Genomic DNA, 12,549 nt, shown 5'->3' with positions numbered 1-12,549 from the left:
GTCTTTACCCCAGCAACGGCATTTTAGTCACCGCCAGTTTGCCGGCCATTGCCAGCCAACCTAAAGCACCGAAAAAAGCAAAGGTTTTAAACACTTTGTTCTTGCCGTATTTCAGCGCGAAAAAGCCAAGCGCAATGTAGGCCAGCACACAGGTCAGCTTTTCATTCAGCCAGCCTGCGCCTGCCGTGAAAGGAGTAAAGCCAGTGTACACCACCAGTGCGACGCCACTCAGCAACAAAAAGGTATCGACCACATGGGGTGTTACTTTCAGGGCTTTTTTCTGCATCAGTGCTGAATCTGCCATCATCAGGCCAAATCGCACTACAAATAACAACACGCTCATGGCGATAATGGTCAGGTGAAAATGTTTTAATGCTATGTACATCTGGTTTTTCTCTTTATCGTTTCCTTCGAATCATGAATGGCCAGACGGCCTCAGACAGACCAGCAGCCTAAGCTTACCCTGTCTTGTCCTGCATAATCCTGAACGGTTATCACTTGTTGATAACCTAAATTAGAAAAAATGCCCCGTACGGCCTCGCCCTGCTGATAGCCATGCTCCAGCAGTAACCAGCCACCAGGCGTTAAAAATGTCCGGCTTTGTGAACAAATATGACGAATGTCCGCCAGGCCAGCGTCTTCTGCGACCAATGCGGTTCGGGGTTCGAATCGCACATCCCCTCTTGCGAGATGCGGATCGTTGGCATCAATATAAGGGGGGTTGCTGACAATAACATCAAAACGTGCATTTTCCGGCAATGGATTAAACCAACTGCCGCATAAAATACGTACATTCTGCAATTGCAACGCACGCCGATTTTCTTCCGCCAGTGCCGCCGCTTCCGGGCGCAAGTCGATGCCAGTGAACTGACAATCCGGGCGCTCAGAGGCCAGAGACAGAGCAATCGCCCCGGTTCCCGTACCTAAATCAAGTACCGACGCCGCTGCAGGCATTTTCTCCAGCGCCGCTTCCACCAGTCGTTCCGTATCCGGACGCGGGATCAAAGTATGGGGCGCCACTTTCAGCGGCAGTGACCAGAACTCACGTTCACCTGTGATATAGGCGACCGGTTCGCCCGATTCACGACGCGCCAGCAGCGCTGAAAACGCAGCGGACTGCTCGTCAGTCAGCACTTTTTCAGGCCAGGTCAGCAGGTAGCTGCGGGGCTTATCCAGCACATGACACAACAAGACCGCAGCATCAAGCTGCGGACTGTCAGAGCCGGCGTTCATCAGTTGCGTTACCGCTTGCTTAAGTGCAACGTCGATGGCGGGATTCATCAGTGCTGATCAGCCATGGCAGCAAGCAAATCCGCCTGGTGTTCCTGCACAACAGGATCAATCAGGCTTTCCAGCTCGCCTTCCATCACTTCGTTCAAGCGATAGAGGGTCAGGTTGATCCTATGATCAGATACCCGGCCTTGCGGATAGTTATAGGTACGAATGCGATCGGAGCGATCGCCAGAGCCCAGCAGGTTACGTCTTGTGCTGGCTTCTTCAGCATGACGCTTCTCTTCCTCGGCCTTGATAATACGGGCCGCCAGCACAGACATGGCTTTCGCTTTGTTTTTGTGCTGCGAGCGCTCATCCTGACACTCAACCACAATGCCGGTTGGTAAGTGGGTAATACGAATGGCAGAATCCGTGGTGTTAACGTGCTGACCACCGGCACCGGAGGCGCGGAAAGTATCAATTTTCAAATCACCGGCATTAATTTCCGGGATTTCCGCTTCCGGGATTTCAGGTAAAATTGCCACAGTACAGGCAGAAGTATGAACACGGCCCTGGGATTCCGTCGCGGGAACACGTTGAACACGATGTCCGCCTGACTCAAATTTCAGAATACCGTAAGCTCCTTCCCCGCTGATCTTGGCGATCATTTCTTTATAGCCACCGTGTTCAGCCTGATTCGAGCTCATCACTTCCACCCGCCAGCGGCGGCTTTCAGCAAATTTGCTGTACATGCGGAACAAATCACCGGCGAAAATACCGGCTTCATCACCGCCAGCACCGGCGCGGATTTCGATGAAACAGTTGCGCTCGTCATTGGGATCTTTGGGCAGCAGCAAAACCTGCAACTCGTCTTCCAGACGCTCGATAGTCTCTTTCGCCTGCTTGATTTCTTCCTGCGCCATTTCGCGCAATTCAGGATCCTCTTCCCCGGCCATTTCTTCCGCGGTTTCCAGATCAGTCAGCACCTGCTGGTAAGCACGAAAACACTGACTCACTTCCTCTAGCTGCGAATATTCACGAGACAAAGCCCGGAATTTATCCTGATTGGCAATGATAGTGGCATCACCCAGCAAATGCTGCACTTCCTCGTGGCGTTCAACCAGGGATTCTAATTTCGCTAAAATGGACGGTTTCATCATGTGTACAACATCAGATCCTAACAAGGATCCGCCTTAAACCGGTTCGGCAAGGCGCGATCATAAAAATTAATGCATGTGAAAAACGCTGAGTCAGTCAGCCGACTGGTCTTTCAATGCACCTAAGCCAAGCGTTTCACGAATAAGGGCCAGTTTTTCAGGCTCGCCATCATGGGCGGCTTGCTGCATGGCCTTGGTCGGCGCATGAATGAGCTTATTCGTCAAACGGTTGCTGAGCTCTGCCAGCACTTTTTCCGGTGCACTGCCGTTAGCCAGCGCTTGCAGGCTGCGGCTCAGTAAATCATTTTTAATGTCATCGGCGTAACAACGGTACTGGCGGATACTGTCTACCGCTTCCAGTGAGCGTAACCAGCGCATGAATGCGGCACTTTCTTCACTGACTATCGCTTCTGCCTGGATCGCCGCCACTTTTCGCTGCTCGCGATTGCGTTCAACAATACTTTCCAAATCGTCCACTGAATATAAATAGGCGTCATCAAGCTCGCCGACCTCAGCTTCGATATCCCTGGGTACAGCAATATCGACCAGCAACATGGGTTGATGACGGCGCTTTTTCAGCGCTTTCTCAACCATTCCTTTGCCCACAATCGGCAGAGGACTCGCCGTTGCACTGATAATGATATCTGCATTATGAATATGGTCCGGAATCTCCGGCAAACTAATAACTTCAGCGCCAAATTCATCAGCCAGCACCTGAGCACGCTCCGGGGTGCGGTTGGCTATCATCAGACTGCGGCAACCGTGTTCAACCATGTGCCGGGCTACCAGCTCTGTGGTCTCACCGGCGCCGATAAGCAGCACTCTTGCCTCGCTCATCGACTCAAAAATCTGTTTGGCCAGGGTGCAGGCGGCAAAGGCAACCGACACCGCATTGCCACCGATATCCGTTTCGGTTCTGACGCGCTTTGCCACTGAAAAGGCTTTCTGGAACAGTTTCTCCAGCATGCCATCCATAGTGTCATGATCGCGGGATTCAGAATAGGACTGCTTGACCTGTCCCAGAATCTGCGGCTCACCTAACACCAGTGAATCCAGACCACATGCCACCCGCATCAAGTGACGCACCGCGGCCTGTTCTTCGTGGAAATAGAGGCTGGACATCAGCTCTTCCGCTGACAGATTATGAAAGCGGCTGAACCAATCAATCATCACACCTGGCCCGCTGTGACTGACATCACAATAGATCTCAGTACGGTTGCAGGTAGAGACGATCACACCACTGTTGACTTCCGGATGCTGAGCCAGAGTCTGCAAGGCTTCGGTCAGTTTTTCCGGCGAAAAGGCAACACGCTCGCGCAGGTCTACAGACGCTGTTTTGTGATTGATTCCTAATGCAAGCAAGGTCATGGAGATGGTGTTACCTACTACCCGATGATAAAGATCCAGCAGGTCATTTTACTTGATGACCCTGCGTAATAAAAGGATATGACTCGATTCTGTCTGCCAGCGCATCATTTTATCGCGCTGACGTCAAAACAAATCCTGACTTTACAGACAAATACCGGAAATGTCATGAATCAGTTTGCTTCCCCTTACTGATTCCGCCGTTCGTTCATGAAAGAGATTTCATCAGACAAGTCATGCTATTATTCTTTTACTTTCACATTATTCACTTACCTGTCGAATAAGGACATGTTATGCGAATGGCGTTTGCGCCTCTTTTTCTGTTCTCGTTTCAGTTACCGCCTATCTTGGCGCGAAAATGTCAGCAGCATAAAACACAACTTCTGGCCTTGCTGGCTCTGTGGGTAGCAGGCTGTACCACGACGCCGCACACGGGTAAAGTCACCGACTGGAACAGCCACAGGCAAGCATTGTCCGCAGTCACTGCCTATCAGGCAACAGGCAAGCTGGGCTACATCAGCCCGGCGCAACGTTTCAGTGCTAACCTGAACTGGAAAACCGATCCTGGTGCCGATCATCTGCTGCTGACTAACTTTCTCGGCACCACATTGCTGAAACTGGACACCCAACCCGGACGTGCGGTGCTGATTGATAATGAAGGCCAACGCCATCAGGGCAGCGATGCGGCTCAGCTGGTCTTATCTCTGACCAATATTGCCTTACCCGTTAACCAGATGCGGGACTGGCTGCTCGGCCTGCCAACAGGCGCAGATACCTATCAGTTAAATGCAGAAAACCGCGTGGCTTACTTAGTCAAACAAGTGGGTAATCAGCGATGGCAACTGGACTATAACGCCTATGATGAAACAACGTCGCCCGCTTTGCCTTCCCGGTTAGTCCTTTCGCAAGGCAAACAGCGAGTTACCCTGATAATCAACCGTTGGCAAACCCAAAAATAATTGACGCGCATTCAAAAAATGATCACACACACTACAAGCTGGCCAGCACCCGCTAAACTTAATCTGTTTCTCTACATCACAGGGCAACGTCCGGACGGTTATCATGAACTGCAAACCCTGTTTCAGTTTTTAGATTACGGTGATACCTTGACCATAACGGCGCGAGCCGACAATCAGATAACCCTGAGTCCGGCCATCGAAGGCGTACCATTAGCGCAAAATCTGATTTACCGCGCCGCAGATGCCCTGCGCAAAAAAGCCGGTCTGCAGGCCGGAGCAGATATCAACATCCAAAAGATTTTACCTATGGGTGGTGGTCTGGGCGGCGGTTCATCGAATGCGGCGACAACTTTGGTCGCATTAAACTATTTGTGGCAAACCGGACTAAGCGCTGACGAGTTGGCCGAGATTGGCTTGACGCTGGGGGCAGATGTGCCCGTGTTTGTCCGTGGTTTTAGTGCCTTTGCCGAAGGGATCGGCGAAAAGCTTCAACCCGCTCAACCAGAAGAGAAATGGTATCTGGTCGCCAAGCCTGATGTTGCCATTGCAACCGCAGATATCTTCACTGCGACGGACTTAACCCGAAACACACCAATACGGCCTTTATCTGTGTTATTAGCCGGCAATTACGAAAACGATTGCGAAAAAATAGTCAGAAGAATTTACCCTGAGGTTGATAAGGCGCTTTCGTGGCTGTTAGAATACGCGCCGTCGAGATTGACCGGCACTGGCGCTTGTGTTTTTGCTGAATTTAGCTCTCAGCAAGCGGCTACTGCAACCCTGAAAAAATTACCCGACTGGCTCCAAGGTTTTGTCGCCAAAGGGGTGAATCATTCACCTTTGATGACCGCCCTGAGCGGACATACTGCGGAAAGTCAGTAAATACAACTTGGACGCAATTGAGGTTTACCCCGTGCCTGATATGAAGCTGTTTGCTGGTAACGCTACACCAGAGCTAGCCCAACGCATCGCTGACCGTCTTTACATTTCACTTGGAGACGCGACAGTGAACCGTTTCTCCGATGGTGAAGTCTGTGTTCAGATTAATGAAAACGTTCGCGGCAGCGACGTCTTTATCATTCAATCGACTTGCGCCCCAACCAACGATAACCTGATCGAACTGGTCGTTATGATCGACGCACTGCGCCGCGCTTCTGCTGGTCGTATCACAGCGGTTATCCCTTACTTTGGCTATGCCCGCCAAGACCGTCGCGTCCGTTCTGCTCGTGTGCCTATTACAGCGAAAGTTGTTGCTGATTTCCTGTCCAATGTGGGTGTTGACCGTGTGCTGACTGTCGATCTGCATGCCGAGCAAATCCAGGGCTTCTTTGATGTGCCGGTAGACAACATCTTTGGTTCGCCCGTTCTGCTGGAAGACATGCTGGCAAAAGAGCTGCAAGATCCAGTCGTCGTTTCTCCAGACATCGGTGGTGTAGTCCGTGCTCGTGCAACGGCCAAACTGATGGATGACACAGATATTGCTATCATCGACAAGCGTCGCCCACGCGCCAATGTGTCACAGGTTATGCACCTGATTGGCGATGTTGAAGGCCGTGACTGCATCATTGTTGATGACATGATCGATACCGGCGGCACCCTGTGTAAAGCTGCCGAAGCACTGAAAGAGCGTGGTGCTAAACGTGTATTCGCTTACGCAACACACCCGGTATTCTCAGGCAACGCGCCGGAAAATATCAAAAACTCTGTGATTGATGAAGTGATCGTCACTGACTCTATCCCACTGTCTCAGGCAATGCTGGATACAGGCAAAGTCTCTGTTCTTACTCTGTCAGGCATGCTGGCTGAAGCCATTCGCCGCATCAGCAATGAAGAGTCTATCTCTGCGATGTTCGAGCACTGATAGCTCAGTAAACGCGATGACAGTCAACACGCCCCGCCCTGTGCGGGGCGTGTTTGTTTTTATTTATCTCTGCAGCAATGTTAACATAGCGCGCGATTTGATCCCGATGACATAGAGAGACCAGCGTGAGTCAAAAAATCCGTTTACTGGTTGGCCTGGCAAATCCAGGTCCGGAATATGCCAAAACACGCCACAATGCGGGGGCCTGGGTCGTGGAAGAGTTGGCACGGATCCACAACATCAGCCTCAAAAACGATCCCAAATATTTTGGTTTAACCGGCAGGATCCAGCTGAATGGTGATGATCTGCGTTTACTGATCCCCACCACCTTTATGAACCTGTCTGGTAAATCCGTTTCGGCACTGGCGAATTTTTTTCAGATCACCCCGGAAGAAATTCTGGTCGCCCATGATGAGCTGGATCTGCCCCCAGGCGTCGCCAAGTTCAAACAAGGCGGCGGTCACGGTGGCCATAACGGGTTAAGGGATATCATCAGCAAACTGAGTAACAACAAAAGCTTTTACCGTCTTCGGGTGGGCATTGGTCATCCCGGCGACAAAAATAAAGTGACTGGCTTCGTATTGGGTAAAGCCCCCGCCAGCGAACAATCTCAGATTGACGCTGCAGTAGACGAATCCGTTCGCTGTCTTGATATCTGGCTGAAAGACGGCCTGACCAAGGCGCAAAACCGGCTACATTCATTCAAAGCCGAATAAGTTAATACAGACTTTTTCATCATCCCGCACTATGCCGGATGCCGGAAACATCACTAAAGGGTTTCAAGCCATGGGTTTTAAATGTGGTATCGTGGGCCTGCCGAACGTAGGTAAATCCACACTTTTCAATGCGTTGACAAAAGCGGGTATCGAAGCCGCTAACTTCCCGTTCTGTACTATTGAGCCGAACACGGGTGTGGTTCCTGTACCGGATCTGCGTCTGGATAAGCTGGCTGCCATCGTCAACCCGGAACGTATCCTGCCTACCACTATGGAATTCGTGGATATCGCCGGTCTGGTTGCCGGTGCATCCAAAGGTGAAGGTCTGGGTAACAAATTCCTGGCCAACATCCGTGAAACCGATGCGATTGGCCACGTTGTTCGCTGCTTCGAAAACGACAATATCGTGCACGTTGCGGGCAAGATCAACCCATTAGCAGACATCGAAATCATCAATTTGGAACTGGCTCTGGCAGATCTGGACACCTGTGAGCGTGCCATTCAGCGCCAGGCCAAACGCGCCAAAGGCGGTGATAAAGAAGCCAAATTCGAAATCACAGTGCTGGAAAAAATGCTGCCAACACTGACTGAAGGCGGCATGGCACGTTCAGTCGAGCTGGCCAAAGAAGAAAAAGCCGCGATTGATTACCTGAACTTCCTGACTCTGAAACCGACCATGTATATCGCGAACGTCAGCGAAGACGGTTTTGAAGGCAATCCGTTCCTGGATATGGTGACTGAGCACGCCAGCAAAGAAAACGCCGTTGTTGTGCCAGTCTGTGCGGCTATCGAGTCTGAAATTGCTGAACTGGATGATGCGGATCGTGAAGAGTTTCTGGCAGATCTGGGCATTGAAGAGCCGGGCCTGAACCGTGTTATCCGATCGGGCTACGAACTGCTGAATCTGCAGACTTACTTCACGGCAGGTGTCAAAGAAGTTCGCGCCTGGACTATCCCTATTGGTGCAACCGCACCTCAGGCTGCCGGTAAGATCCACACCGACTTTGAAAAAGGCTTTATCCGTGCCGAAGTAGTCGGTTATGAGCACTTCATCGAGTTTAACGGTGAAAACGGCGCGAAAGAAGCCGGTAAGTGGCGTCTGGAAGGTAAAGATTACATCGTTAAAGATGGCGACGTCGTCCACTTCCGCTTCAATGTATAACTTGAAGTCAAAACCTCTGCAAAACATCTGATAAAGGGCCGGCTTCTGCCGGCTTTTTTATTTTCACTGTCCCGCTTACTTCTTTTTTACCCTTGAAATCACACATCTAGCATGGCATTCGGCCATTTCGTCCAAATAACCATCGAACAGGCAGATTTTACGGGGATAATTAAAAAAACTATTGACGCTCAAAGCTGGTATACGCATAATGCGCCCCGTTCCCGAGACAGCAACCCTGTATTGGACAGCGCCTGCGCTGGCTGTTTCGGACACGTTGGCTACGTAGCTCAGTTGGTTAGAGCACATCACTCATAATGATGGGGTCACAGGTTCGAATCCCGTCGTAGCCACCATATCACCACTTGAAATGGTGATAAAAAACAGTAAGATGCGGAAGTGGCGAAATTGGTAGACGCACCAGATTTAGGTTCTGGCGCCGCAAGGTGTGAGAGTTCAAGTCTCTCCTTCCGCACCATTTTAGGGCTATCGCCAAGCGGTAAGGCAGCGGCTTTTGATGCCGCCATCCCCTGGTTCGAATCCAGGTAGCCCTGCCATCTTACTCAGCGTGGACATGTTTGTCGGCGTTATAAAAATTGAATGGCTACGTAGCTCAGTTGGTTAGAGCACATCACTCATAATGATGGGGTCACAGGTTCAAATCCCGTCGTAGCCACCATAAATTCATCATTCGACGATGAATGGTTCACCCAGCGTATTGCGGTGGTGGCGGAATTGGTAGACGCGCTAGCTTCAGGTGCTAGTGCCCGCAAGGGCGTGAGAGTTCAAGTCTCTCCCTCCGCACCAATCTCTGAGGTGAACAGTTAAGAAGTGGACAAGTAACCATTTCTTGCTTGAATTGCACAATTCTTTGTGACATTCTGCAGGGCTATCGCCAAGCGGTAAGGCAGCGGCTTTTGATGCCGCCATCCCCTGGTTCGAATCCAGGTAGCCCTGCCACATTACTTGACGTAGGCAACGCCGGCGTTTAACACAAAGTGGCTACGTAGCTCAGTTGGTTAGAGCACATCACTCATAATGATGGGGTCACAGGTTCAAATCCCGTCGTAGCCACCAATCTCACAACAATGTGAGAAAAAGATGTCATTCCACGCGGTGGTGGCGGAATTGGTAGACGCGCTAGCTTCAGGTGCTAGTGTCCGCAAGGACGTGAGAGTTCAAGTCTCTCCCTCCGCACCAATGACATCCTTGCCTTGACAGGCAGAGAATTTGCGGAAGTGGCGAAATTGGTAGACGCACCAGATTTAGGTTCTGGCGCCGCAAGGTGTGAGAGTTCAAGTCTCTCCTTCCGCACCATTTAGGGCTATCGCCAAGCGGTAAGGCAGCGGCTTTTGATGCCGCCATCCCCTGGTTCGAATCCAGGTAGCCCTGCCATGTTTCAGGTTTCGATAAATGTGTCGGAATCTCCCCTGTAACAAGGGACCCGGGTGAATTTCACCCTGAAAGAAAAGTCACACATGCGGTGGTGGCGGAATTGGTAGACGCGCTAGCTTCAGGTGCTAGTGTCCGCAAGGACGTGAGAGTTCAAGTCTCTCCCTCCGCACCAGTGACTTTTCAGATGTTTACACATCAAACAATTTGCGGAAGTGGCGAAATTGGTAGACGCACCAGATTTAGGTTCTGGCGCCGCAAGGTGTGAGAGTTCAAGTCTCTCCTTCCGCACCATTTTAGGGCTATCGCCAAGCGGTAAGGCAGCGGCTTTTGATGCCGCCATTCCCTGGTTCGAATCCAGGTAGCCCTGCCAAATTTTACAGTATGGGTGTCAGCCGGTGCTGTGATACAGAGTTATATTGCAAACGAAATACCACGTGCGGTGGTGGCGGAATTGGTAGACGCGCTAGCTTCAGGTGCTAGTGTCCGCAAGGACGTGAGAGTTCAAGTCTCTCCCTCCGCACCAACTTTTTAGTTGTGAGTGAAAGTTAACACAACTTAGATCTGAAAAGATCACCAGCAGGGCTATCGCCAAGCGGTAAGGCAGCGGCTTTTGATGCCGCCATTCCCTGGTTCGAATCCAGGTAGCCCTGCCATTAACAACACGCTGTTTAATTAGCGTTTTGAAAATGGCTACGTAGCTCAGTTGGTTAGAGCACATCACTCATAATGATGGGGTCACAGGTTCGAATCCCGTCGTAGCCACCATTTTCATCCCCTACCATGGTTGAAAATGGAAAAGAGTCAATACACGCGGTGGTGGCGGAATTGGTAGACGCGCTAGCTTCAGGTGCTAGTGCCCGCAAGGGCGTGAGAGTTCAAGTCTCTCCCTCCGCACCAATTGACTTTTGATATTAATCTGAGACTTTAGGGCTATCGCCAAGCGGTAAGGCAGCGGCTTTTGATGCCGCCATTCCCTGGTTCGAATCCAGGTAGCCCTGCCATCTTGATGCTGACCAAGAGTGTCAAAAAGTTAGAGACTGAGTCTCTTTCACCATGTTGCGGTGGTGGCGGAATTGGTAGACGCGCTAGCTTCAGGTGCTAGTGTCCGCAAGGACGTGAGAGTTCAAGTCTCTCCCTCCGCACCAACTTACTGTTCAGGCAGAAGTTGTAAAACACTTGGGTATTACTCGCTGTAATATCTGTTAAGAAACCAGCTTTTTGCTGGTTTTTTTATACCTGAAAAACACAGCCCGCCCTAACACGTCTCTTTTCACACTGACCGTCCTGAAATGGGTTGGAAAAGTGTCACCTTATTTAGGACGGGACACACGCAGTAAAAAAGCCACGCTATTGGTGGCTTATAAAATCGAATAAAAACAAAAAGCTTACAACCCTAGCGCATACTTCAGCACTTGGTGTTTCAGCGGGCCGGTATGCTCGGCCAGTTTAAGGCCAAGGTTTCGCAGCAAAGCAACGGGTTTAAGATCATTGCTAAAGGCACAGTAAAACACATCCATCCCGGTCTGCATCATCAGGTTATCGGGTCTGCGCCGCCTCTGGTAGCGCTGAAGAACCGGCTCTCCGAACCAGTGTTCTCCACCGTGCGCCATTTCATCAAGCAGCACATCAACGTCTTTAAAACCGAGATTCACTCCCTGCCCCGCCAGCGGGTTAATGGTATGCGCGGCATCTCCCAGCAAAACAATCCCGTCTTTATAGTAAGACTGGGCGTGGCGTCGTGTCAGCGGGAAACTGCCTTTGTTCCGCACACGAACCGCACCGAGTTCAACAGGAAATTCACTCCGCACCGCTTTTTCCAGTTGCTCCGCCGACATGGCTGATAACTGTTTGATCCGCTGAGGGCTGTCATACCAGACTAGCGATCCGTTGTGACCCGGCATCGGCAGAAAAGAGCGAGGACCATGCGGCGTAAACTGCTGCCAGGTAATATCCTGCTGGGGCAAAGCGGTTTCAACATTGATCAGCATGCAATGCTGACGATAATCCCAGGCTGTAATGCCGATATTGGCCTGCTGACGAACGCGGGAATTGGCACCATCGGCCCCAACCAACCAGCGGGTTTGCAGCACCTGACCGTTATCCAATGTGACCTGGTACCCTTCATCAGCACGCTGAAAATGCGCTAAACGGGCAGGACAAATCAGTGAAAGATTGGAATATGCGTCAAACGCCTGCCACAGACCCAGCTGAATCAAACGGTTCTCCACCATAAAGCCCAGCTCAGCTAACCCAAGGTCAGCGGCATGAAAACGGGTGCGGCATTCCGGGTGCTCCCAAGTTTCCAAACGCCGAAAAGGACACATCCTCATGGCCTGGATATGTGGCCATGCCCCCAGACGGTTCAGCAGGGTGACCGACTGGGCAGAAATGGCTGACACACGCAGATCCATCTCCTGTGCGGAGTCAAAAGCCACCGGAGGCTGACCTTCAATCACCGCCACTCTGCGTCCCTGCCGGGCCATTCCCAATGCTGCCGCCGCACCCACCATGCCGCCGCCAGCAATCACAATATCAAACTGTTCCATGCAGGTATCTCATCTCATTACTCTGCCGACATTCTAACGGCTTTACGCGGGTTTACTACACTCAACACTTTCTGCGCTCGCTTTTCTGTCATCTTTGGCACTGAAGCTTGATCTGTGCCAATAGCCACCGGCCAGAGATTCGCCTGCTGCTGATTTTATAATCAGCATGGATGATCTGG

10 protein-coding genes and 19 tRNA genes are annotated in these 12,549 nt (G+C 51.2%); 24 read left to right on the top strand and 5 right to left on the bottom strand.

The genetic code is table 11. The annotated features are described in order from the left end of the window. Positions 1 to 4 precede the first annotated feature (4 nt). The 4 genes from IFO68_RS03440 to hemA all read right to left on the bottom strand — a co-directional run bounded on the left by IFO68_RS03440 (position 5) and on the right by hemA (position 3,737). Entirely contained in the window at positions 5 to 385 is a 381-nt protein-coding gene (locus IFO68_RS03440) for a SirB2 family protein (RefSeq protein ID WP_192014604.1), read from the bottom strand. Positions 386 to 435: 50 nt separating this feature from the next. Continuing rightward, entirely contained in the window at positions 436 to 1,281 is an 846-nt protein-coding gene (gene prmC, locus IFO68_RS03435; protein WP_192014603.1) for a peptide chain release factor N(5)-glutamine methyltransferase, read from the bottom strand. Beyond that, complete coding sequence (gene prfA, locus IFO68_RS03430; protein WP_192015032.1) at positions 1,281 to 2,369, bottom strand: peptide chain release factor 1; 1,089 nt, start codon at positions 2,367 to 2,369, stop codon at positions 1,281 to 1,283. Before prfA ends, prmC begins: the two co-directional genes overlap by 1 nt. A 93-nt stretch (positions 2,370 to 2,462) precedes the next feature. Next, positions 2,463 to 3,737, bottom strand: coding sequence for a glutamyl-tRNA reductase (gene hemA / locus IFO68_RS03425; protein WP_192014602.1), 1,275 nt, complete (start codon positions 3,735 to 3,737; stop codon positions 2,463 to 2,465). Between the two features lie 290 nt (positions 3,738 to 4,027). On the opposite strand from hemA, the gene lolB reads away from it, so the two are divergent. The 24 genes from lolB (at position 4,028) to IFO68_RS03305 (ending at position 10,969) form a co-directional block, all read left to right on the top strand. Continuing rightward, complete coding sequence (lolB, locus tag IFO68_RS03420) at positions 4,028 to 4,693, top strand: lipoprotein insertase outer membrane protein LolB (RefSeq protein ID WP_225445033.1); 666 nt, start codon at positions 4,028 to 4,030, stop codon at positions 4,691 to 4,693. A gap of 18 nt (positions 4,694 to 4,711) precedes the next feature. Further along, entirely contained in the window at positions 4,712 to 5,575 is an 864-nt protein-coding gene (gene ispE, locus IFO68_RS03415; protein WP_192014601.1) for a 4-(cytidine 5'-diphospho)-2-C-methyl-D-erythritol kinase, read from the top strand. A 31-nt stretch (positions 5,576 to 5,606) separates the two neighbouring features. Beyond that, entirely contained in the window at positions 5,607 to 6,554 is a 948-nt protein-coding gene (locus IFO68_RS03410; protein ID WP_027253816.1) for a ribose-phosphate pyrophosphokinase, read from the top strand. 125 nt (positions 6,555 to 6,679) lie between these two features. Beyond that, the gene (gene pth, locus IFO68_RS03405; protein WP_192014600.1) at positions 6,680 to 7,270 is read left to right on the top strand and encodes an aminoacyl-tRNA hydrolase; all 591 of its coding nucleotides are present in this window, start codon (positions 6,680 to 6,682) and stop codon (positions 7,268 to 7,270) included. A gap of 70 nt (positions 7,271 to 7,340) precedes the next feature. Beyond that, the gene (ychF, locus tag IFO68_RS03400) at positions 7,341 to 8,432 is read left to right on the top strand and encodes a redox-regulated ATPase YchF (RefSeq protein ID WP_192014599.1); all 1,092 of its coding nucleotides are present in this window, start codon (positions 7,341 to 7,343) and stop codon (positions 8,430 to 8,432) included. A gap of 276 nt (positions 8,433 to 8,708) precedes the next feature. Then, positions 8,709 to 8,785 (top strand) — tRNA-Met (locus IFO68_RS03395). A 37-nt stretch (positions 8,786 to 8,822) separates the two neighbouring features. Beyond that, positions 8,823 to 8,907 (top strand) — tRNA-Leu (locus tag IFO68_RS03390). A 4-nt stretch (positions 8,908 to 8,911) separates the two neighbouring features. Continuing rightward, positions 8,912 to 8,986 (top strand) — tRNA-Gln (locus tag IFO68_RS03385). A gap of 45 nt (positions 8,987 to 9,031) precedes the next feature. Then, positions 9,032 to 9,108: transfer RNA gene (locus IFO68_RS03380), tRNA-Met, on the top strand. 41 nt (positions 9,109 to 9,149) lie between these two features. Further along, positions 9,150 to 9,236: transfer RNA gene (locus IFO68_RS03375), tRNA-Leu, on the top strand. 78 nt (positions 9,237 to 9,314) lie between these two features. Beyond that, a tRNA-Gln gene (locus tag IFO68_RS03370) sits at positions 9,315 to 9,389 on the top strand. A gap of 40 nt (positions 9,390 to 9,429) precedes the next feature. Then, a tRNA-Met gene (locus tag IFO68_RS03365) sits at positions 9,430 to 9,506 on the top strand. Positions 9,507 to 9,542: 36 nt separating this feature from the next. Further along, positions 9,543 to 9,629: transfer RNA gene (locus IFO68_RS03360), tRNA-Leu, on the top strand. 32 nt (positions 9,630 to 9,661) lie between these two features. Further along, positions 9,662 to 9,746 (top strand) — tRNA-Leu (locus tag IFO68_RS03355). A gap of 3 nt (positions 9,747 to 9,749) precedes the next feature. Next, positions 9,750 to 9,824: transfer RNA gene (locus IFO68_RS03350), tRNA-Gln, on the top strand. An 85-nt stretch (positions 9,825 to 9,909) separates the two neighbouring features. Further along, positions 9,910 to 9,996 (top strand) — tRNA-Leu (locus tag IFO68_RS03345). 34 nt (positions 9,997 to 10,030) lie between these two features. Further along, positions 10,031 to 10,115 (top strand) — tRNA-Leu (locus IFO68_RS03340). Between the two features lie 4 nt (positions 10,116 to 10,119). After that, a tRNA-Gln gene (locus tag IFO68_RS03335) sits at positions 10,120 to 10,194 on the top strand. A gap of 66 nt (positions 10,195 to 10,260) precedes the next feature. Then, positions 10,261 to 10,347, top strand: a tRNA-Leu gene (locus tag IFO68_RS03330). A 55-nt stretch (positions 10,348 to 10,402) separates the two neighbouring features. Continuing rightward, positions 10,403 to 10,477: transfer RNA gene (locus tag IFO68_RS03325), tRNA-Gln, on the top strand. 35 nt (positions 10,478 to 10,512) lie between these two features. Beyond that, a tRNA-Met gene (locus IFO68_RS03320) sits at positions 10,513 to 10,589 on the top strand. 45 nt (positions 10,590 to 10,634) lie between these two features. Further along, a tRNA-Leu gene (locus IFO68_RS03315) sits at positions 10,635 to 10,721 on the top strand. Between the two features lie 29 nt (positions 10,722 to 10,750). Then, positions 10,751 to 10,825, top strand: a tRNA-Gln gene (locus IFO68_RS03310). 57 nt (positions 10,826 to 10,882) lie between these two features. Continuing rightward, positions 10,883 to 10,969 (top strand) — tRNA-Leu (locus tag IFO68_RS03305). A 240-nt stretch (positions 10,970 to 11,209) separates the two neighbouring features. Here the strand turns inward: IFO68_RS03305 and IFO68_RS03300 are convergent. After that, on the bottom strand, positions 11,210 to 12,370 hold the full coding sequence (locus IFO68_RS03300; RefSeq protein ID WP_192014598.1) for a 2-octaprenyl-3-methyl-6-methoxy-1,4-benzoquinol hydroxylase: 1,161 nt from the start codon (positions 12,368 to 12,370) through the stop codon (positions 11,210 to 11,212). Positions 12,371 to 12,549: the final 179 nt, after the last annotated feature.

This window comes from Photobacterium arenosum, assembly GCF_014841115.1.
Lineage (GTDB): Bacteria > Pseudomonadota > Gammaproteobacteria > Enterobacterales > Vibrionaceae > Photobacterium > Photobacterium arenosum.
This window is presented reverse-complemented; position numbering and strand designations above follow the sequence as displayed.